Raw genomic sequence first — 21696 nt, 5'->3', positions numbered from 1 at the left:
TAGCTATTATCTGCAATTAAGCTGCTCTTAGTGCCGTATGTAGAGCCTACTTGAATGTGAGACCGCCATACATGCAACAATGTGATAAATTCAAGACATTCAGAACCCTTTTAGTAATAACTAAAGGGTTTTCTTTTGGGTTCTATTTTAAGTAGAACCTCTTTTTTGGAGATTTCATGTAAAAAGGTTGTGCGAAAGGCGAGTCTTCTTTTATTATTATTAAGTATGAAAAAAGGAGAATGACGAGATGAATTCAAATTTAGAACAAGATATATTATCGCGTCGAACTTTTGCCATTATCAGTCACCCTGATGCTGGGAAAACGACGATTACAGAAAAACTTTTACTATTTGGTGGTGCGATTCGTGATGCCGGTACAGTAAAAGGGAAAAAAACAGGTAAGTTCGCAACTTCTGACTGGATGGAAATTGAAAAGCAACGTGGGATTTCTGTAACTTCTTCAGTTATGCAATTCGATTATAACGGATCACGTGTCAATATTTTGGACACACCTGGTCACCAAGATTTCTCAGAGGATACGTATCGTACATTAATGGCTGTAGATAGTGCTGTCATGGTAGTCGATGCTGCAAAAGGTATTGAAGCACAAACTTTAAAACTGTTCAAAGTTTGTAAAATGCGTGGTATTCCGATATTTACTTTTATCAATAAACTAGACCGTCAAGGGAAAGAGCCGCTTGAGCTGATTGAAGAGCTTGAGGAAGTACTTGGCATTAACGCTTACCCAATGAACTGGCCAATCGGTATGGGTAAAGAATTTTTAGGTATTTATGATCGTTACAATAAACGTATTGAGCAATTCCGTACTGAAGAAGAAGAACGTTTCTTGCCAATTGATGATAATGGGGAACTTGCAATCGAGCACCCAATGAAGGTGACTTCTTATTATTCACAAGCGATGGACGACATAATGTTGCTCGATGAAGCGGGTAATGCGTATTCTGAAGAAAAAATTCGTCGTGGTGAATTAACACCTGTTTTCTTCGGTTCAGCTTTAACAAACTTTGGTGTGCAAACATTCCTTGAAACATATTTACAATTTGCACCAACACCACAGCCTCGTATTACTGAGGATGAACAATTTATTGATCCAGTTGAGCATGATGAGTTTTCAGGCTTCATCTTTAAAATTCAAGCGAATATGAATCCTGCTCACCGTGACCGTATTGCCTTTGTGCGTATCGTATCTGGTAAATTTGAGCGTGGTATGAACATGACTTTATCCCGTACAGGTAAATCATTCAAAGTGACACAATCTACACAATTCCTTGCTGATGACCGTGAAACTGTAGATGAAGCTGTTGCTGGTGATATTATTGGTTTATATGACACAGGTACTTATCAGATTGGTGACACAGTTGTAGGTGGTAAAAAGACATTCCAATTTGAAAAATTGCCGCAGTTCACACCAGAGCTATTCGTTCGAGTAACTGCTAAAAACGTAATGAAATCTAAGCAATTCCATAAAGGGATTTTACAACTAGTGCAAGAAGGCGCCATTCAATATTATAAAACATTGCATACAGAAGAAGTTATTCTGGGAGCAGTTGGTCAATTACAATTTGAGGTTTTTGAGCATCGTATGAAAAATGAATACAATGTTGAAGTGAAGATGGAGCCAATTGGTTCAAAAATTGCACGCTGGATTGAAAACGAAGAAGATGTTAAAGAATCAATGTCATCAGGGCGTTCAATGCTTGTTAAAGACCGTTTTGATAATCTTGTTTTCTTATTTGAAAACGAATTTGCCATGCGTTGGTTTGCTGATAAAAACGAAAACATTAAACTATATAGCCTTTTATAAGAAAAAACACGAATCGACATGTTGCGATTCGTGTTTTTTTACAAGGAAAAATGACGCTATATGTAGAATATATACAGTATTGGGAAATTCAAATTTGATTGTTTACAAATATATAGACTCATCACTAAACGTTGATTGGAGTGGAGACTGGGCGACTCCTTGGGGATTAGCGATAGAGGAACGAAGACTAAGAGCATCACATCCTGTGATAACGCCTTCGTGACCAACATCGGTGCTACTGCCGCTACGCTTTCGCGCAAAAAACATCTGTTGGCCCGAGACCCTGGAGCGAAGCGGATGTTTTCTGTGCGAAAGCGTAGTGCTAACGTAGCGGCAGCAACAAAAGCGGCTCATCGGACGCCCCCAGGAAGCTCTGCTCTGCGCGAAAGCGAAGCGTCAGCGGCAATGTTTTATCTGCGCGAAAGCGAAGCGTCAGCGGCAAATGTTTTATCTGTAGCGAAAGCAAAGCGACAGCTACAAAGCGCCCAGTCGGAACGGAAATCAACCACACGTTATGGTATTTACCAAATTTATAAAATATTATCCTTTTCGGCTATCATAGAAAGGACAAGAAAGAAAAGGAGCTTGTAAAAAGTGAACATTAGTAATTTTTCTATTAAAAGACCTGTTTTTACAATTGTTACGATGTTATTGGTCATTATTTTAGGTGGCGTGTCATTATTAAAAATACCTATTACGCTTATTCCAGACTTACGTCCACCAATAGGTGTCGTCGTTACCTCTTATCCTGGTGCAAGCCCTACAGAGGTTAATGAGAAAATAACGAAGCCATTAGAAACATCACTTGCAACCTTGCCAGGGATAAAAAAATTACAGTCTACCTCGCAAGAAGGATCCAATTTAATTATTCTCGAGTTTGATTGGGCAACCAATATTGAAGATGTTCAGCTTGATATATTACAACGAATCGATATGACCCCTTTACCAAATGATGCTGAGAAACCTAGTTTTTTAAAATTTGATCCATCGCAATTTCCTATAATACAGCTTTCCCTACGTGCGGAAAATGACAATGTAGACGTGCGATTACTCGCAGAAGACTTAGAAAAAGAACTTCGTCGAACAGCAGGTGTCGCAAGTGTAAATGTTTCCGGTAAGCTTATAGAAGAAGTTCAAATAACTTTAGATGAGCCGAAGCTAGTTGAGAAAGGAATAACCCAAGCGGATATTATTCAAATTATCCAATCGAACAATGTTTCTCTTCCTGGTGAACCAGTGTTAACAGCTGATGGGAAGATGTTAACTACTCGTATTGTTAGTACATTAACTTCGCCAGAAAGCATTGCTGATTTAATTATTTCAGTAAATCCGATAGATGGTAAAGCTTTAACGGTTGGAGAAGTAGCGTCTGTTGAGCGCGTGGAGCAGAAATCAATAACTACAACAAGAGCAAATGAGCATCCTGCAGTTTTAATGTCTGTATTACAGGAATCGGGCGCAAATACGGCAGAAGTATCAAAAGCTTTTAAAGAAGTTTTAAATGACCTATTAACGAAAAAGGAATATGAAGGAATCGTTGCGGATGTGTTAGTGGATCAAGGTAATTATGTGGATTCAGCGATTAGCAATATTGGATCTTCTTTACTTTTAGGTGGGTTATTCGCAATGTTCGTGCTATTCGTCTTTCTTCGTAGTGTGAAAAGCCCTATTATCATTGGAATTGCGATTCCATATTCAGTTATTGTTACATTTGTTTTAATGTTTTTTGCAAATTTCTCGCTCAATATTATGACGTTAGGAGCGTTAGCGCTTGGCATCGGTATGCTTGTTGATAATGCGATTGTTGTTATTGAAAACATTGAACGACATTTAGGTCTTGGCAAGGATCCGATAGTAGCAGCTAAGGAAGGGACAAAGGAAGTGGCACTTGCGATTACTGCTTCCACTCTCACAACTATTGCAGTATTCATTCCCGTCATGTTTATTGAAGGTTTAATAGGACAAATCTTTACAGAATTTGCATTAACTATTTCTTTTAGCCTAATTGCTTCTTTAGTTGTTGCGTTAACAGTTGTGCCAATGCTTGCAAGTCGTTTTTTGAAAATGAAATCTACAAATATTTATGAAAAACGTAATGAGTCACTTTTCTACAAGAGCTACAAATCATCGGTTATTTGGGTACTGCATCACCGTATGCTTGTCCTGATCTCAGCCGTTGTTTGTTTTGGACTTGCGTTGTTTGGACTTACGAAAATTGGTACAGAGTTTTTACCGCCAACCGATGAAGGATTTACATCCATTAGTGTGAATCTTGAAGAAGGTGTAGCGGTATCAGAAACAGAAAAAGTTGTGGCGAAAATTGAAGAACGCTTAAAACAGGAGAAAGATGTTGACGTATATGTTAGTTTTATCGGTGGTACACAGCAGACACAGTCACGAGGACAGACAAATGCAAACCAAGCAGAGCTATATGTAAAGCTTGTCCCTTTAGCAGATAGGGACCGTTCTATTTTCGAGTTTGTAGAAGAGGTTGAGCGAGATTTGCGTGCGGAGCTTGGCGAACAAGTTGAAATCGCCTTCAGTGTCTCAACGTCAACTGGTTCTTCACCGAATACATTAACGTTTAGGTTAACTGACTCTGATGAGCAACGACTTCATAGCTCTGTTGATAAAGTGCAGCAGGAGCTATTAAAAGTAAATTCCGTCACAAAAGTAACTACGGATTTAGATAACGTTGTAAAAGAAATACAAGTAGAAGTAGACCGAGAAAAGGCGAAGGACTACGGATTTGTACCCGCGCAAATTGCTCAAACGGTCAATCAAATGACAAAGGGACAACTCACTACGCAAATAATTGCAGAGGATGGTGCTGTATTACCTGTCTATACAGGTTTTGGACAAGTATTTAATGATAGTATCGAATCCTTAAAATCGATGCAGCTTCGTTCACCTGCTGGTTTATTTGTAAACCTAGAGGATATTGCTACGGTTTCTGTAAAGGAAGGACCTGTATCGATTAGACGTTCTGATCAGGCAGCAGCTGTTGCATTTTTTGTCGATTATGAAACGGAGGAATCATTAGGGGGTATTTCAGCTAAAGTGGATCGAGCATTGGAAAAAGCTGATTTACCATCCGAAACTCAAGTTGTCTTTAGTGGAGATCGTGAGCTTTATGATAGTGCGATTAAAGATTTGCTTTTAGCAGTCGTACTAGCAATAGTGCTTGTATATATCGTGATGGCTGCACAATTTGAATCATTCAAATATCCATTCATTATCATGTTTACGGTACCGTTAATGATTATAGGCGTCGTAATTGCGATGTTTGTTACGAACACGCTAATTGGTGTGACATCTATTATAGGGATTTTAATATTAGTTGGAATTGTCGTGAATAATGGGATTGTACTTGTAGATTACATTAATCAACAAAAAGCCGATGGAATGGCAACATACGATGCGATTTTACTTGCTACACAGGATCGAATTCGACCAATTTTAATGACTGCGCTAACAACAATTTTAGGTTTATTACCACTTGCTCTTGGCATTGGAGAAGGAACAGAGATGAACCAACCGATGGGGATTGCAGTAATTGGAGGACTTGTCACATCAACTTTACTTACATTATATATTGTACCGATTGTCTACAGCTTAATGGATAAAGAAACTAGGAAGATGCGTTAAGTTCAGGGGGGAATGAGAGATGGCAGTTCATTTTTTTACAGGTTTTCCAGGGTTTATTTCGGGTCAGTTAATACGCGAGTTATTTCGAAAAAATCAATCACAGGAAGTAATCGCAATTACTTTAGCGGGTGAATTAATAAAGGCAAATATAGAAAAAGATAATATATTAGCGGAGTTTCCTAACTGTTCTATTCGTATCGTAGAGGGAGATATTACATTACCGAATCTTGGTCTAGAAAATCAAGTTGGCCAGGAAATTGTATCTCAAATTGAGGTGCTTTGGCATTTAGCCGCAATTTATGATTTAGCAGTACCACGCGATGTAGCGTGGAAGATAAATGTGCATGGTACGAATATGGTCAATGATTTTGTTCGAACACTTCCGAACTTAAGACGCTATATGTATTTTAGTACAGCGTATGTGGCGGGTACACGTGAAGGTGTTTTACGTGAAAACGAACTAATTCGCCCTTCTGCATTTAAAAACTATTATGAGGAAACAAAATATGAAGCTGAGCAACTAGTAGAGGATTTAAAAGCAGAAGTACCACTGACAATTATTCGCCCTGGCATAGTCCGAGGCCATTCTGAAACAGGTGAGACAGTTAAATTCGATGGACCTTATTTCTTTTTAAATATGGTAGATAAATTAAAATGTCTCCCGTTTATTCCGTATATTGGCCGATCGCAATCAAAAATCAATGTAGTTCCAGTAGATTATATTGTAAACGCCTCGACTTATTTAGTAGATGAAAAATGTGCTGAAGGGAAAACTTTGCATCTAACGGATCCAAATCCACATCCTATGCAGGAAGTATACCGGACGATGGTAAAATTATTAACTAACCGCTATCCTAAGGGACGATTACCGTTAACACTGGCAAGAGTATCTTTACAAGTGCCACTTATTCGGAAAAATCTAGGTGTTGAGCAAGAATCTTTAGATTATTTAACTTGGAATGCGAAGTTCGATACATCAGAAGCTGTTGCGATTTTGAAAAAGGGAGGTATTATATGTCCCGATTTTATACAGACTATGCCTAGGATGATTGATTTTTACTTAATGCATAAAGAAGATAAAACCTATCAAATTGAGATAAAGTGAAACTTCAATCAGTGGAAAACGGGTCATTAACTGCCCGTAAACACCCGATTGGTTCAACTACGAATTAATGGCAAGATAACTTTGCCAGCCTTAAATGATAGTGCTATAATAAGTTTACAAAAGAAAATCCTTCGACATGTTGTCAAAGGGGAGTAGCTAACTGATACGAGCGATGTATCTGGATTCACATTCGTCATGACATGGTTTTTACCATCGGGTGTGATAGGCGAATAACTCTATGCGTAATAGAGAGAAGTACTGATCATGAAGTGTCAGGTATTTATTTGCTTAGCGAGACCTTTGCCTTTTTAAAAGGGCAGAGGTCTTTTCTTTTGTACTCGAATAGTAAAAACTATTTTGAGTATACAGAGCTTTAGAGGGAGGCACTTGAATGGAATCAATTTTTTTACAATACGGTTGGGTGCTTATTGTACTTGTAGTATTAGAAGGGCTATTAGCAGCAGATAATGCGGTTGTAATGGCTGTGATGGTGAAGCATTTACCACAAGAGCAACAAAAAAAGGCGTTATTTTATGGATTATTCGGAGCGTTAATATTCCGATTCGCAGCACTCTTTGTTATCACGATATTGGTAAATTATTGGCAAATCCAAGCGTTGGGAGCAGCTTATTTATTATTTATGTCTGCCAAAAATATATATGATTTGCATTATAAAAAGGATTCAACAGAGGAGTCTAATGAAAAGGTTAAGAAAAAGGGCTCTGGTTTTTGGATGACAGTTCTTAAGGTGGAAGCGGCGGATATTGCATTTGCTATCGATTCTATGCTTGCTGCAGTTGCCATTGCTGTAACGTTACCTGAAGTAGGTAACTTTGAGGTTGGCGGCATCAACGGTGGTCAATTTATTGTCATGTTACTTGGTGGATTTATCGGAGTCATTATGATGCGATTTGCGGCACAATGGTTTGTAAAAATATTAAATGACTACCCATCACTTGAAACCGCTGCGTTTTTAATTGTAGGTTGGGTAGGTGTTAAGCTTGTTGTGCTAACTTTGTCACATGAGAAAGTGGGCATTTTACCTGTAGATTTCCCACATTCTACTGCATGGGAGTTAACTTTCTGGATTGTGTTATTAGCCATCGCACTAGGAGGTTATCTTGTAGGTGTACGTCATAAAAATCAAGATAAATAATTAACTTATTTCAGCAAACAACATCCGCTGAAATAAAAGGAACTCAGGCTAAGAACCTCACATCCTGTGAAAACGCCTGAGTGACCAACATCGTTTTGGCCTAATGCCTCCGGACGTAATTATGCCGAGGCGTAATTGATGAGGAATAGTCGTATCTATTCCTCTTTCTTTTTTTATGTATTTTTCCTATACTAATATCTATCGGGTTTAGCATTATGTGAGAAGGAGTTGTTAAAGTGCCCTGGAAAAAAACATCAAATAGACTTGTAACGCCTTTTCAGGTACTTGTTTCTTATTATTTTATAGCTATAGCGATTTCCTTTCTGTTACTACGGCTACCAGGCGTACATCAAGAAGGTGTGGAAGTTTCATTATTAGATAGCTTGTTTACTGCAGTAAGTGCAGTTAGTGTAACAGGTTTAACAACAATCAATATTTCTGAGAGTTATACAACATTTGGGCTCGTGATGGTCCTTGTTATTTTACAGCTAGGGGCAATTGGCATTATGTCACTTGGTACCTTTGTTTGGTTACTTGTTGGGAAAAAAATTGGTATGCGCGAGCGTCAATTAATAATGATTGACCATAACCAATACAATTTGTCAGGGGTTGTTCAATTAATTCGAGAAATATTGAAAATCTTAATTGGCATTGAAGTAGTGGGGGCGTTTATCTTAACTTTGCACTTTACCAATTATTTTGATACTTGGGAAGAAGCCCTGATTCATGGTGTCTTTGCCTCCATTTCTGCAACTACAAATGGCGGTTTTGATATTACAGGGATGAGTTTACTACCGTTTCATAACGATTACTTTGTTCAACTGGTAACGATGGTGCTCATTGTACTTGGTGCTATAGGATTCCCTGTACTAATAGAAGTGAAAACTTTTTTACTCCATCGCCATGAGAATTTTCGATTTAGTTTATTTACTAAAATAACAACCTCTACATATGCCATTCTATTTGTGGTAGGGGCTGTCGTTATTTTTTTACTCGAATCATTCCATTCCTTTAAGGGAATGCCTTGGCATGAGGCGCTGTTTTCTGCGATGTTCCATTCTGTTTCAACGCGATCAGCTGGACTTACGACGTATGATGTAACAACTTTTAGTGAAGCGACAGATATTTTTATGAGCTTTTTAATGTTTATTGGTTCATCACCAAGTTCAGTTGGTGGTGGGATACGAACAACAACGTTTGCAATGGCCATTCTATTCTTAATTACTTTTTCACGAGGAAAAGAGGATATTCAAGTATTCGGACGTGAAATACATTTAATTGATGTATTCCGCTCGTTTGTTGTCATTTTATTGGCATTCTTTATGGTATTAGTCGCAACAATTATTTTACTCATTACGGAGCCAAACGCGACACTCATTCAAATAATTTTCGAAATTACGTCAGCATTCGGAACCTGTGGGATGTCTTTAGGAATCACTTCCGATTTATCAGTAATTGGTAAAATTATTATTATGATTTTAATGTTTGTTGGTCGTGTCGGTTTAATTTCCTTCCTGTACACTCTCGGTGGTGGCGGTAGAGGCAAAAAATCTAGCTATCACTATCCTAAAGAGCGGGTAATAATTGGTTAAGTACGGACACATCTTAAAAAGCCCAGGCTCAAAATTGAGTACCTGGGCTTCGTAATTTTTAGTTAGATGAATTTTTATAGAGTAATTTCTTTTTAATTTAACTCTTTGTGAGGCATTGTTATTCTCATAGCTAATTTTACTAAGGGTTCAGATAAAGTGCTTGGAATCATCGGAAATGGTAAATCTCCTTTGTTTGCAAGTCCGAAAGACGCTAAAGTTTATTGAAATATCATAAATGAAACTGAGGATTTTAAAGGTTACCTTAATAGAAAAACTATTCATAAAAAGTGACTTAGAGTGCTTAATTGAAAAAAATAGCTGTTGTCATACAATTGTCAAAAAATTTTAAATTGTTTTTTCCTGAGTGTAACGACTAAATAATGGGTATTATATACAAGATGTCTACATTAGTGTACTGAGAAATTAGTTCTAAACTTTTTTAGGATAATTGTAATGCCTTCTTACACATCTGGTGACCATAAGAAAGTATGGCTTTTCTTGAAAATGAGGGCATTAAAAAGTAATTGTTAAGTTTCATTTTAAGGTTACTAAGAAATTTAAGAATTTTTTATGAATGCAAAAACGCTAGTCCAACTATTTATTAATGGACTAGCGTTTCTTATTATATAGAGTGGATTGATGCAAAGTATGGTGCTTGACCGTGACGGAAGTAAGTTAAGAGATAACCATTTTTTTGTACAATTTTGCCATTTGAGAAATTTTGGTAATCAACGTGATGTGGAATAATGAGCGTATGTTTAAACAACTCTTTTTCGGATAGATTGAAGCTGGCGAATTCCTCACCTGCAATTGCAGGGTTTTCACGTAAAGCATTATAAAGTGCTTTTTGTTGCTCCTCTGTAGGGCGCTCTTTCCACCATAATTTACGTGGTTGGAACTGCTGAGCCGTTAAATAATCTAGTTGCATTAGGCTTTGAATGATAGTTAAATCGGCACCTTCTACAGTTTCTAAAAACATTAATAAACGACGGAATAAATCCTCGAGCTGATGACCGATACGCGACCAACCTTTTGTTTCCCAATAAGTACCGAAATTTTGGAAGAAATCAAATGGTGTTTCAAACACTTCAGTTACTAAGTATTCAATCGTATAATCCATACGGTGATCGTTCCAATATTTCTCCAGTACATCCTCTGCATGTTTAATGCGTACTATATCATCAAATGTTAAGACATTGTTTGAGAAAATCTCGTAAGGAGATTGGTCCACATACGTATAGCCGAATTTTTCAGCCTCTAGACGAAGGCCTGTACCACGCAGAAGTTTTAGGAATCCAAGCTGTAATTCCTCTGGTCGCATTGCGAAAACATCATTAAAGGTTTGACGGAAGCTTGTATAATCTTCCTCTGGTAAACCAGCAATTAAATCTAAATGCTGATCAATCTTTCCGCCTTCTTTGACCATCGTCACTGTACGCGTTAGTTTTTCAAAGTTTTGACGGCGCTGTACAAGCGTATTTGTTAAATCATTCGTTGACTGAACACCTATTTCAAAACGGAAAAGACCTTTTGGTGCGTTATCATTTAAAAACTGGATAACCTCAGGACGCATAATATCTGCGGTAATTTCAAATTGGAATACAACGCCTGGCTTATGTTCATCGATTAAAAACTGGAACATTTCCATGGCATAGCTGCGACTTATATTAAATGTACGGTCAACAAATTTAATAGTACGCGCACCGTTGTCCATTAAGAATCGAATATCTTCTTTTATTTTTTCTCGGTTAAAATAACGAACGCCTACTTCAATAGAAGATAAACAAAATTGACAGCTAAATGGACAGCCTCGACTTGTTTCAATATATTGAATTCGTTTGCTTAGATGAGGGAGGTCCTCCTCAAAACGAAATGGACTTGGCAACTCACGCAAATCTATTTTTGGCGCCTGTGCGTGAATCCGTACTTTACCATCCTCTAAGTAGCAAATCCCTGGAACATCCTCCAATGGAATTTCTCCATGTAAATAGCGTAGTAATTGTTTAAAGGAAGTTTCTCCTTCGCCCATAACAATGAAATCAACCTCTTCAATTCTGCGTAACCAGTGGTGGGAATCGTAAGAAACTTCTGGACCCCCGAGCAAAATTTTAACATTTGGGCAGACAATTTTTAACATTTTAATAACGTGAATAGTTTCTTCAATATTCCAAATGTAGCAACTAAATCCTACAATATCAGGTTTTTTTTGAAACAAATCTGATACAATATTAAAAGCAGGATCTTTAATAGTATATTCTGCAATGACTGGATTAAATTCTGGTAAAGCAGCACCTTTTAAATAACGCAAAGCTAAATTTGTGTGAATATACTTTGCGTTTAACGTAGTTAAAATAGTATTCATGCAATAATCTTCCCTTCAATTTCTTATTGTAACAGTCAAGTAGCTGTCGTACAATATAATTCTTTTTACCTATTTATTTTGTGAACAGTTCGTGAAATAATTTTAAATACTTAAATTTACTAAATTTTGTAATAATAGAATCGTACAGTCATAAAGTATAGAAAGGCTCAAAATTCGATTAAGAGGTTTTTTACTCTTTTGAAAGGTTCGGTGAGAAAGTTGAAGCAAAATGATATTAATCAATGTTTTGGAAATCTTATGAAAAGTACTTCGTCACCAACACTTATTCTTAATAAAGCAGGAAAAATTTTGAACATGAATGAGGCTGCTATTAAACTTTTTAACCTTAATTCAACATATATTGGCTACTTAGCTATGGACGAGCCATCAAATTTAAATTGGGCGAAGTTCATCAAACAATTACAAAGTGATTTGAGATCAGAAGAAATCTTCAATATTCAAACAGCTAGTAATGGATACGAAATGATGTCCTTCAAATGTTTTTATGATCCGAACACAGAAGAAATTGTTGCGCAAATTTCAACGTTAAATAATGACATAGCTCATGAATTGTATGTTAGCCAAGAGCAAGAGAAATCACAATTTTTCAATGCTTATGATTACTTACCATATGCTGTTATTGTAAGTGACGCTAGCGGTATAATTCTTGGGCTAAATAAGTATGCTGAAATGTATTTAAAACTAGAAAAATCACAGCTACTTCATAAGGCACATCAACACATATTTGATACATTTACGTTGAATAATGGTCAAATTACAACATACCTTTCTAAACTGATGGGTGAAAAACATGCAAGCATTCATGTAGTTGATGAAACTCAAGTTAGCAGAACTTGCTATTATGAAATATCGAGTATTTTTGATGAATATAACAATATTATTGTCACAGTCATTAACGATGAAACAGAAAAGAAACAACTTCAACATAAAGTAGAACATCAGCAAGCTTTAAATGTTGTCGGACAAATGGCCGCGAGTATTGCCCATGAGATTCGTAATCCATTAACTTCTTTAAAGGGCTTTACCGAATTATTAAAGCTAAAAGCTGATGAAGAGTCACGCATGTATTTATCTGTTATCGATAGTGAACTCCAAAGGATGGAACAAATTTTATCCGAGCTTTTAGTATTGTCCAAGCCTACAAGTATGAAGGTGGAATTATTAGAGATAGACAGCATTGTGAAGCAAGTGATTGAGTTTATGCTACCAGATGCGCTTATGAAAAATATTATGATTCAATATATCTCTCCTTCTAGCCAAGTGTATATTGGAGGCAATGAGAATCGCTTAAAGCAAGTATTCATGAATCTTATTAAAAATGCGATGGAATCCATGAATAATGGTGGAACGATCACAGTAGAAATGAATGTTATTGACTGTGCGATTGTAGAACTAATGATTAAAGACGAAGGTGCCGGCATGGATAGCACTACCCTTCAAAACTTATTCCAACCTTTTTACACGACGAAATCAACAGGGACAGGACTAGGCCTTGCTTTCGTGAAAAAGGTGATTGAAGAGCATGAGGGTGTAATAGGTGTGAATAGCGAATTACAGAAGGGGACATGCTTCCACTTACAATTCCCAATTTACACATTCAACCAGATAGATAAAATGGATGTATCCACGAAAGATTCTGCTTATTTAGTAACATAAAAGGAGTCATACTGGTTGCATAAATCTCCATGATTGGACAAAATTAAATATTGCTTTTGACAATGCTTTTCTAAAATCGCTATAATGGCTGTATAGAGAGCGAATGAGAGGAAAAGGATATGACGTCAGAAGATTTAAAGCAATCTTTAAAACTATATATTGTATTGTCACGTGCGCATAAAGCAATTAATGAAACGACACATCAATTTTTTCAAGAGAATGGATTAAACCCAACTGAATTTGCTGTATTAGAGCTTCTTTATCATAAAGGAAGACAGCCATTACAGCAAATTGGCAATAAAATTTTGCTGGCTAGTGGGTCTATTACGTATGTCATTGACAAGCTTGAAAAAAGAGGATACTTATTACGTGTCTCCTGCCCATCAGATCGCCGTGTTACCTATGCGGAAATTACAGATAAAGGTGAAGAATTCATGGGAGAACTATTTCCTGAACATGAACGTCAATTACATGAATTGATGAGTGTGCTGTCGCTTGAAGAAAAAGACCAAGCTATTACTTTATTAAAAAAATTAGGGCTGTCTATAAAGGATCTGTCTTATTAAAAAGAGTTGTCTCAATGCATTTGAGGCAACTTTTTTTAATGTAAGAACCTCCCATTTTGATGTTCTATCCGTCACCTTTGTTTCTATTAGCACAAGGAAAGCTTTTAAAAACATAAAAAGACTGTAGCGCAATCAAGTTTGTCTACAGTCTTTTTGAAAATTATTTTTTAGAAATAGTTGACGCCATTTTAAGCATAGCATCTGTTAAATCTAGTTCGTCGTTATCGTGAATTGTTAGTTTTGTAATTAAACCGTCTTTTTCAAAAACAACGCCGACTACTTTTTCAGTATCAAAGTCTACAACATAACCCTCAACGTTTTTAGCATCTTTAAATGCAGCTAGTTCCTCAGAAGATAAGGCTACTGGTGCACCAACAGCATTCATATGATCTTGCATAGATGTTTTTGCATCAGCATAACTTGATTGTGATGCATCAACTGTTTCGACACGCATAAATACTTCTGAATTTTCATTAGAAACTAACATGTCTTTACCTGGCTCTTCTGGAGAAAGTGTAAATCCAGGTAGCTGTTGCATTTTATAGCCTTGATCAACACTTTTAGATTCAGTTGCTTTTTCAGTTTTGTCTTCGCCTTTTTGTTTGTATTTAACTTCTTGTTCTGTCTTAGCTGAAGTGTCTGTGTTGTCTTTATTTGTTTCGTTTGATGCAGGGGTTTCTTGCGATTCATCTACAGCTTTATCCTCAGTTGCTGGTTGTTGTTGTTGTTCAGTCGGTGTATTTGATGGCTCATTTTTTTGAGTATCAGATTCCTCTGTTTTATCAGAAGTACATCCTGCGACTAAAACGGCTGTTAGAAGTAATGCGGATAGAGAAAAAAACATTTTTTGCATGAAAAGCCCTCCTTTTCTTAATTAAACGTTGGTAAAGATAAAATGTTTCCAAAATTTAATGTTATCATGGTAAAGGTAACACTAAAAATAATAATAGTACAAAAACTACATGGGTTACAATAATTAGTGGCATACTTTTACGCCATTCATATAAAAAGCCCCAAATAAGGCCAGTTATAAATGCAGCGATTACACCAAGTATAAAACCACTTAGTGCAATGGAGATTGCACATAAAACCGCTGTTACAATAACAGCGAAAGTAGGACGCATAAAGCGTTTCAACTGTTGTTGAATATAGCCTCGCCAAAATAGCTCTTCACCGATAGCTATAATGAACACCAGTAAAATATAGTGCCAAATATTGTGTGGTCCATAGTTTTTTAAGAAATTTTGTACTGTTTGTACTAAAGAATCATTAATGAATGGTGCAAGCCAATAGCCAAAGCGTATAATACCGTATGTTATTGTACCGTAGCCAATGCCGAAGAGTAAAAATTGCCAGGTAGGTAACTGATCTTCAATTTCACCAGCCATAAGTGCAATTGCAATACATACAAGCAATGTAAATGAATATAGGTACCAAAATACAGCTTGGTTAGCAAAGGTAAAAGCTAGCATGCCATAAACGAATAATAAAGAAAGGAGAAATATTATTGTTTGTTTCGAATTTGTAAGCATAATTAAACCTCCATACTTTAATTTTAACAAAAAAAAAGTCCCATATCATCTATAAAGACAAATAGGGACTATTCAGACTATTAAGCTTCATTTGTATATAAAATTTTGTAACGTTTATGGTTGACGACCGTTTTCTCTTCAATTTCAAGGGAATCAAAATTCTCCATATATGTTAAATCAACGATCACCGAATTTTCATTTACTTTTTCGACTATACCTTGTAAGCCATCTTTAAACTCGATAATATTTCCAACCTCAGCTATTTTCACAGACAGTCAGCTCCTTCATCGACTAATAATATACAGTTTGCATGAAAAAAAGGGAAACGTAAAGCCTTTTTTGAATAATTCATAATTTAATACACAAAATGATAAAAGAAAGGGATAGAATACATGGAAAAATACGAAAATATGATTAAACAATTACAAAACGGGGAAATAAGCAGTATAGAAATAGAAAAGGAACAATTTTATGAGTTTCGAGAAGTACTTGTAAAACATCCTTTATTTAAACATATTAGAGGTGAGGCCAAACAAAATGGACGAGTTATTTACACGTATCAGGAAATTCCTAGAAGTTAATTTGTCGAACATTGTCGTAAGTTAATGCTGTAAGAAATGAAATATAAATGTATAATAATGGTATGATTATTTGTGTGTGGAGGGTTGTATGAATGGTCAATCTACTCTTGAAACAAATGGAACGAACTCGTGAGATGATGATTCGCTCAGGTGTAGAAAACGGGTTGCAAAATGCGAAAACCATTCAACTGAGTCGCAGATTAGATCAGTTAATGAATACTTATTATAGACAGACGACATTTGAAGAAGAAGAAAATCAAAGAGGTTGAAAGAATGTTCCGATATTCAGAGTATAAACTTTTAAATAAATGTTTAAAAAGTATTCTATAGGGGATACTTAATTTGAACACAGCAACATTCTCATTTCCCCCTTTAGAGCAGTGATACCCCATCAACTGCTCTTTTTTTTATCTTCATTCTATTGAAGGAAGTTAAAGCCTCCGGACGCAATTACGCTAAAGTGGAATTGCTTTACTCGTATATATGTAGCGCATAAGGTTTTTAGTACAAGTTAATTAGAGAAGTTTGAATTACCACACTTATTCAACTACACTAAAAGATAAAATAAGAGCTAATGATTGGTTACTAAACTATTTCAGCAGGTTTCAAATATCCGCTGAAAAGAGGGACTCAGGCTAAGTACTTCACATCCTGTGAAAACGCTTAAGTGACCAGCATCGTGCTGGCCTAAAGCCTCTGGCGGCTGTCAATGGTACAAAGAATCAATCAATAGCCTTTATAACACAAAGGAGTATTTTACATATGAAAAAAGAGCGAATTGCATTTATCGGCACAGGTGTTATGGGCGCTAGCATTATCAAGCATTTATTAGAAAATGGTCATGAAGTAAGCGTTTATACACGTACAAAGGAGAAAGCAGAGCCACTTATGGCACTAGGTGCAACCTGGGCAAGTTCACCAGCAGAAGCATTTAAAAATAAGGAAATAGCCTTTACAATGGTTGGATACCCTGCAGATGTAGAGGAGGTTTATTTTGGAGATAACGGATTATTTCAAACGGCTGAATCTGGCAATACCGTTATTGATATGACTACTTCAGAGCCAACATTGGCAAAGAAAATTTCTGATCATGCCCAAAGACTTGGAGTAGAAGCGTTAGATGCACCTGTTTCTGGAGGAGATATCGGTGCTCAAAATGGTACATTATCAATTATGGTGGGAGGCAATCGAGCTACATTCAATAAAGTCCTACCCGTCATGAATCATTTCGGTGAAAATATTGTTTATCAAGGTGAAGCTGGTGCAGGACAGCACGCTAAAATGTGTAATCAGATCGTTATTGCTTCAGGTATGATTGGTGTATGCGAGTCACTGGCTTACGGTTTAAAGGCAGGGCTTGATTTATCAACGGTATTGCAATCTATTTCTTCAGGTGCAGCGGGTTCTTGGTCGTTAAGTAATTTAGCACCCCGTATGATTAAAAATGATTATGCCCCGGGTTTTTATATTAAGCATTTTGTAAAAGACATGAAAATTGCTTTAGATGAATCTACAAAAATGGGGATTACATTACCAGGTTTAGCACTTGCTTATGAAATGTATGAAAAGCTTATTGAAGAGGGCTATGGTGAAAATGGTACACAGGCACTTTTAAAGGCTTATAAATAAATAGTAGAAGTTGCTTCACATTACAGAAAACTGAAAAAGAATTAAGGGGACCTGAAGTATCATTTGGAAGGATTGATACTTCAGGTTTTTATATATCTTCATTCAGTAGAGGACTCCCACCGCACATTCGCGCAAAAAACATTTGCCGCTGACGCTTCGCTTTCGCGCAAAAAACATTTGTTGGCCTAAAGCTTCCGGACGCAATTACGCCAATGTGAGATTGATCTAGCTGCCCACTACCATACAGAAGATAGCAAGTTGCGAAGCATTACTTTTTAGCAAAAAGTTTGGCATCTAAAGAAAAGCTAGATGCCCCTGCGAGTGCAAAGTATAGAGCCATTGCAGCTAAAGCTAAATCTAGTTCATATCCAGCTAAGCCATTTGCGCCGATAAAGCCAACGCTAAGCTTCGCTGTAAAAATGGCAACAATCATTGTCACGGCCAATAAAGCCCCAAATAGTCTTGTACCTAAGCCTAAAATAATTGCTATTCCTCCAACTAGTTCGATAATAGCAACAATATAAGCCATAAAGCCTGGAATACCAATAGCGTTAAAAAAATCAGCTGTATAGCTTATACCACTTTGAAACTTTTGAAAACCATGAACGGCAAAGGTAAAGCCAAGAACGACACGTAAAATAGTTGAACCAATATTTTGCATAATTAATAACTCCTTTTGTTTTTAACTTACATTTCGTAACTTAGTTTATTTTTAAAAATAACTTTTGTCAAGTAACTAAATTTTATTTATAAAACTGTTTTTTCGAAAAAATGATATACTGTTAAATAAGAATGAAATACTATGGAGGCAGGTAAATTGGAGCAAAAAAATATTTGTCCACGATTTGAAAAGGCGTTAAAAATATTAAATCATCGTTGGAATACCTTGCTTATTTATCAGTTATTGGAAGGTCCTCAGCGATACTCAACAATTAAAAATCAGTTGGGGATTAGCAGTCGTGTGTTAACGGAAAGATTAAAAGAATTAGAGAGTGAGCACATTGTGGCACGTACAGTTATTCCATCAACGCCAGTCGTGATTGAGTACGAGCTGACAGAAAAAGGACATGCACTGGCACCAGTCCTAAAAGCAATTGAACAATGGTCTTCCGTGTGGGTGAATACGGAAGAATAGCACAATGGATATCCAAGCGAGGGGGCTTGGATATTTTTTATGATGACTAAAGTCACTAAGTTCCATAGTCATCATTTAATGAGTATTCATATAAATCTTTTGTAGTTTACAAAAGGGGAGAAGAATCGTTCATTTTAAAGTGTTAGTCAAGTGGAATTGCGTGTATATTGTAAATAACATTAATTTTCTTTAAACATCAGGTCTATTTTAATGCAGGAAGAAATTAATTTAATAGTATAGAGAATGGGGAGGAGGGTTTTATGAAAAAAAGTTCTGCAGTAGATGTACAGCATCGAAGTCAGTTAGCTCTTTATTTATCACTGCCAATTATATCGTGGGCATTTTATGATTTTGCGAATACAATATTTTCTTCAAATATTAATACGATATTTTTCCCATTTTATATGGATGAGGTTTTAGGAAAGAATGAGGTCATGCAGCAGGTGGCGAGCACTTTTATCTCGTATGCAAATGCCATTGCAAGTTTTTTACTTGTCGTTTTTTCTCCACTTTTTGGTGTATGGATTGATAATACGGGCTATAAAAAGAAATTTATTGTTTGGTTTGCCTCTATTTCAATAGTTTTTACCTTCCTTATGGGTATTTTTGCGAATCTACAGACGTCAACGAATTATTCAGGTGTCCCACTTAGTTTATTTTTAGTTGTCGCTAGTTTTGTCATTGCGAAATTTTTCTTTAATTCAAGTCTAGTATTCTATGATTCGATGATGGGTGATTTAGGGACAAAAGAGGAAATGCCACTTATTTCAGGTTATGGAGTAGCAATTGGTTATTTAGGCACACTCTTTGGGCTACTTGTTTATTTGTATGTAGGAAACAGTGATTTTCATCGAGCTTTTATTCCAACTGCTATTTTATATTTATTATTTTCATTGCCATTATTTTTTATTAATAAAGATCATCCGATTCCTAAGGCTCAACGCAAATCTACTAAGTTTCTAGATGGCTATAAAGAAATCATTCAAACCTTTAAGGATATGAAGCAGTATAAAGCGATTTTCACCTTTATGATTGCTTATTTCTTTTTAAATGATGCTATTGCAACAACGATTGCGATGATGGCCGTATATGCTACAACGATTGTAGGCTTTACTTCAGGTCAGTTTATCGTTCTGTATTTAGTGTCTACTGTATCAACAATTATTGGCTCGATTGCGTTTGGCTATATTACAAAAGCAGTCGGAGCTAAACGTGCGATTACGATGGTAGCACTTTTAATGATTATCGCTTTGGCATTTGCTGTCTTTGCTACAGAGCAATGGATGTTCTGGATTGCTGGTAGTATGTTTGGTATATCATTAGGATCCATGTGGGTAACATCGAGAACATATATTATTGAGTTGTCTCCTGAAGAAAAACGTGGTCAATTTTTTGGCATGTTTGCATTTTCGGGTAAAGTATCATCCATAATTGGGCCAGCAGTTTATGGAACGGTTACATTATGGATGAAGGATTACGGAACGCTAGCAAGTCGTGTTGCGTTATCGACATTAATTGTGATGACGGTAATTGGTCTATTGATACATCTAAAAGTTCATGATAAAAATGGTAATAGCAAGTAGGAGAAATGTATTGCCTATGATACAATTGAATTATAAATAGAAGATGAAAAGAAAGGAGCGGGGTTGCTTTGGAACATAAAGGTATATTATTAGAAAGTGGCACAAATGAGCTAGAGATTGTTGAATTTGAAGTAGCTAACAATAAATTCGGGATTAACGTTATTAAAGTGAAAGAAATTATTCAACCGATTCCAGTAACATTTATTCCACACGCGCACCCGCATGTAGAAGGGATTATTCAATTACGAGGTGAGGTTTTACCAGTAGTTGATATGCTTCGAGTTTTAGGCATACAAAGTACAGAGCGTAATCCTCAACAAAAATATATTGTAGCTGAGTTTAATAAACAGCGGGTAGTCTTCCATGTCGATAACGTTACACAGATTCATCGTATTTCATGGGATCAAATCGAGAAACCTTCTGATATGTATCAAGGAGGAACATCACAAGTAATTGGTGTTATTAAGCAAAATGAGCAAATGATTTTATTGCTAGATTTCGAAAGAATTATGGTAGACATTAATCCAGATTCAGGTATTAGTGTAGAAGCTGTTAAAAAGCTTGGGAAACGTGAGCGCTCTGAAAAACGAATTTTAATTGCTGAAGATTCACCATTATTACGTAAGCTATTATTCGATACAATGAATGAAGCAGGTTACGAAAATGTAGAATTCTTTGAAAACGGTCGTGATGCTTATGAATACTTAGAATCGATCACTAAAGCTGGTAGCGATGTATCCGAGCATATTCAATTAGTCGTGACGGACATTGAAATGCCACAAATGGATGGGCATCATTTAACGCGTAAAATCAAGGAGCATCCAGATCTCCAAAAGCTTCCTGTCATTATTTTCTCAAGCTTAATTACCGATGATCTTCGCCATAAAGGCGACCAAGTAGGTGCAGAAGATCAAATTAGTAAGCCAGAAATTGCAGAACTTATTTTACGAGTAGACCAGCTTATCCTATAAAAAGGCGAACTCGTGAATAGGAAAAGTTAGAAAAGATACTTCACAATAATAATAATGGGTATCCTGAAAGTATATTAATAATTTTAAGAAAGTCGGATACCTATAGTAGGTCCGACTTTTTTTGTATAGATATTGGTGCTACGAGTAAAATAAAGGGTATCTAAATAATTTAACATGGAATGAATACTCCGACTCTCCTGCAGAAAAACTGGCTAGCCAAGTACCTACATCATTTGTGTCACAAATCGAGGAGGCTTGGCAGTCAGTCGGTAGAAGGGATGGATAGTTACCGGAATGTTTTGGGATCTAAATATTGTACTTCTCCTCAACATTT

At 36.3% G+C, this 21696-nt stretch carries 19 protein-coding genes; 14 read left to right on the top strand and 5 right to left on the bottom strand.

Annotated elements, in window-relative coordinates; genetic code table 11:
- Window positions 1-247: 247 nt before the first annotated feature.
- The 6 genes from BFJ97_RS04220 (at window position 248) to BFJ97_RS04195 (ending at window position 9326) form a co-directional block, all read left to right on the top strand.
- Entirely contained in the window at window positions 248-1825 is a 1578-nt protein-coding gene (locus BFJ97_RS04220; protein WP_068983373.1) for a peptide chain release factor 3, read from the top strand.
- A 159-nt stretch (window positions 1826-1984) separates the two neighbouring features.
- Window positions 1985-2416 (top strand): hypothetical protein, encoded by a 432-nt coding sequence (locus tag BFJ97_RS04215; RefSeq protein ID WP_068983372.1) that lies wholly within the window; start codon window positions 1985-1987, stop codon window positions 2414-2416.
- A gap of 3 nt (window positions 2417-2419) precedes the next feature.
- Entirely contained in the window at window positions 2420-5473 is a 3054-nt protein-coding gene (locus BFJ97_RS04210; RefSeq protein ID WP_068983371.1) for an efflux RND transporter permease subunit, read from the top strand.
- A 19-nt stretch (window positions 5474-5492) separates the two neighbouring features.
- Window positions 5493-6578, top strand: coding sequence for an SDR family oxidoreductase (locus tag BFJ97_RS04205; protein WP_068983370.1), 1086 nt, complete (start codon window positions 5493-5495; stop codon window positions 6576-6578).
- 391 nt (window positions 6579-6969) lie between these two features.
- Complete coding sequence (locus BFJ97_RS04200; protein WP_068983369.1) at window positions 6970-7734, top strand: TerC family protein; 765 nt, start codon at window positions 6970-6972, stop codon at window positions 7732-7734.
- 236 nt (window positions 7735-7970) lie between these two features.
- Window positions 7971-9326, top strand: a complete 1356-nt coding sequence (locus BFJ97_RS04195) for a TrkH family potassium uptake protein (RefSeq protein ID WP_068983368.1) — start codon at window positions 7971-7973, stop codon at window positions 9324-9326.
- Window positions 9327-9948: 622 nt separating this feature from the next.
- On the opposite strand, the gene BFJ97_RS04190 is transcribed toward BFJ97_RS04195, so the two are convergent.
- Window positions 9949-11688 (bottom strand): B12-binding domain-containing radical SAM protein, encoded by a 1740-nt coding sequence (locus BFJ97_RS04190; protein WP_068983367.1) that lies wholly within the window; start codon window positions 11686-11688, stop codon window positions 9949-9951.
- A gap of 315 nt (window positions 11689-12003) precedes the next feature.
- Here BFJ97_RS04190 and BFJ97_RS04185 point away from each other — a divergent pair, with 315 nt between their 5' ends.
- Both BFJ97_RS04185 and BFJ97_RS04180 read left to right on the top strand, forming a co-directional pair.
- On the top strand, window positions 12004-13365 hold the full coding sequence (locus tag BFJ97_RS04185) for an ATP-binding protein (RefSeq protein ID WP_254660115.1): 1362 nt from the start codon (window positions 12004-12006) through the stop codon (window positions 13363-13365).
- Between the two features lie 119 nt (window positions 13366-13484).
- The gene (locus tag BFJ97_RS04180; RefSeq protein WP_068983365.1) at window positions 13485-13931 is read left to right on the top strand and encodes a MarR family winged helix-turn-helix transcriptional regulator; all 447 of its coding nucleotides are present in this window, start codon (window positions 13485-13487) and stop codon (window positions 13929-13931) included.
- Window positions 13932-14091: 160 nt separating this feature from the next.
- Here BFJ97_RS04180 and BFJ97_RS04175 read toward each other — a convergent pair whose 3' ends face one another.
- The 3 genes from BFJ97_RS04175 to BFJ97_RS04165 all read right to left on the bottom strand — a co-directional run bounded on the left by BFJ97_RS04175 (window position 14092) and on the right by BFJ97_RS04165 (window position 15732).
- Complete coding sequence (locus tag BFJ97_RS04175; RefSeq protein WP_068983364.1) at window positions 14092-14784, bottom strand: hypothetical protein; 693 nt, start codon at window positions 14782-14784, stop codon at window positions 14092-14094.
- 64 nt (window positions 14785-14848) lie between these two features.
- Entirely contained in the window at window positions 14849-15463 is a 615-nt protein-coding gene (locus tag BFJ97_RS04170; protein WP_068983363.1) for a CPBP family intramembrane glutamic endopeptidase, read from the bottom strand.
- 80 nt (window positions 15464-15543) lie between these two features.
- On the bottom strand, window positions 15544-15732 hold the full coding sequence (locus tag BFJ97_RS04165; RefSeq protein WP_053483503.1) for a YkvS family protein: 189 nt from the start codon (window positions 15730-15732) through the stop codon (window positions 15544-15546).
- Window positions 15733-15855: 123 nt separating this feature from the next.
- On the opposite strand from BFJ97_RS04165, the gene BFJ97_RS04160 reads away from it, so the two are divergent.
- From BFJ97_RS04160 to BFJ97_RS04155, 3 genes are all read left to right on the top strand, one after another.
- The gene (locus BFJ97_RS04160) at window positions 15856-16044 is read left to right on the top strand and encodes a hypothetical protein (protein WP_068983362.1); all 189 of its coding nucleotides are present in this window, start codon (window positions 15856-15858) and stop codon (window positions 16042-16044) included.
- Window positions 16045-16136: 92 nt separating this feature from the next.
- Window positions 16137-16313, top strand: a complete 177-nt coding sequence (locus BFJ97_RS23410; protein WP_083226898.1) for an aspartyl-phosphate phosphatase Spo0E family protein — start codon at window positions 16137-16139, stop codon at window positions 16311-16313.
- 493 nt (window positions 16314-16806) lie between these two features.
- The gene (locus BFJ97_RS04155) at window positions 16807-17673 is read left to right on the top strand and encodes an NAD(P)-dependent oxidoreductase (protein WP_068983361.1); all 867 of its coding nucleotides are present in this window, start codon (window positions 16807-16809) and stop codon (window positions 17671-17673) included.
- 268 nt (window positions 17674-17941) lie between these two features.
- On the opposite strand, the gene BFJ97_RS04150 is transcribed toward BFJ97_RS04155, so the two are convergent.
- Window positions 17942-18334 carry a DoxX family protein gene (locus tag BFJ97_RS04150; protein WP_068983360.1) on the bottom strand — a complete coding sequence of 131 codons (393 nt, stop codon included), beginning with the start codon at window positions 18332-18334 and terminating at the stop codon, window positions 17942-17944.
- A gap of 156 nt (window positions 18335-18490) precedes the next feature.
- Between BFJ97_RS04150 and BFJ97_RS04145 the strand changes: the two genes are divergently transcribed.
- From BFJ97_RS04145 to BFJ97_RS04135, 3 genes are all read left to right on the top strand, one after another.
- Entirely contained in the window at window positions 18491-18808 is a 318-nt protein-coding gene (locus BFJ97_RS04145) for a winged helix-turn-helix transcriptional regulator (RefSeq protein ID WP_068983359.1), read from the top strand.
- 260 nt (window positions 18809-19068) lie between these two features.
- Entirely contained in the window at window positions 19069-20391 is a 1323-nt protein-coding gene (locus BFJ97_RS04140) for an MFS transporter (RefSeq protein ID WP_068983358.1), read from the top strand.
- A 68-nt stretch (window positions 20392-20459) separates the two neighbouring features.
- A complete protein-coding gene (locus tag BFJ97_RS04135; protein ID WP_068983357.1) occupies window positions 20460-21362 on the top strand; it encodes a chemotaxis protein in 903 nt (300 codons plus the stop codon).
- The last annotated feature ends 334 nt before the right edge of the window (window positions 21363-21696 follow it).

Origin of the sequence: Lysinibacillus xylanilyticus, from assembly GCF_001708185.1 — a bacterium.
Lineage (GTDB): Bacteria > Bacillota > Bacilli > Bacillales_A > Planococcaceae > Lysinibacillus > Lysinibacillus xylanilyticus_A.
This window is presented reverse-complemented; position numbering and strand designations above follow the sequence as displayed.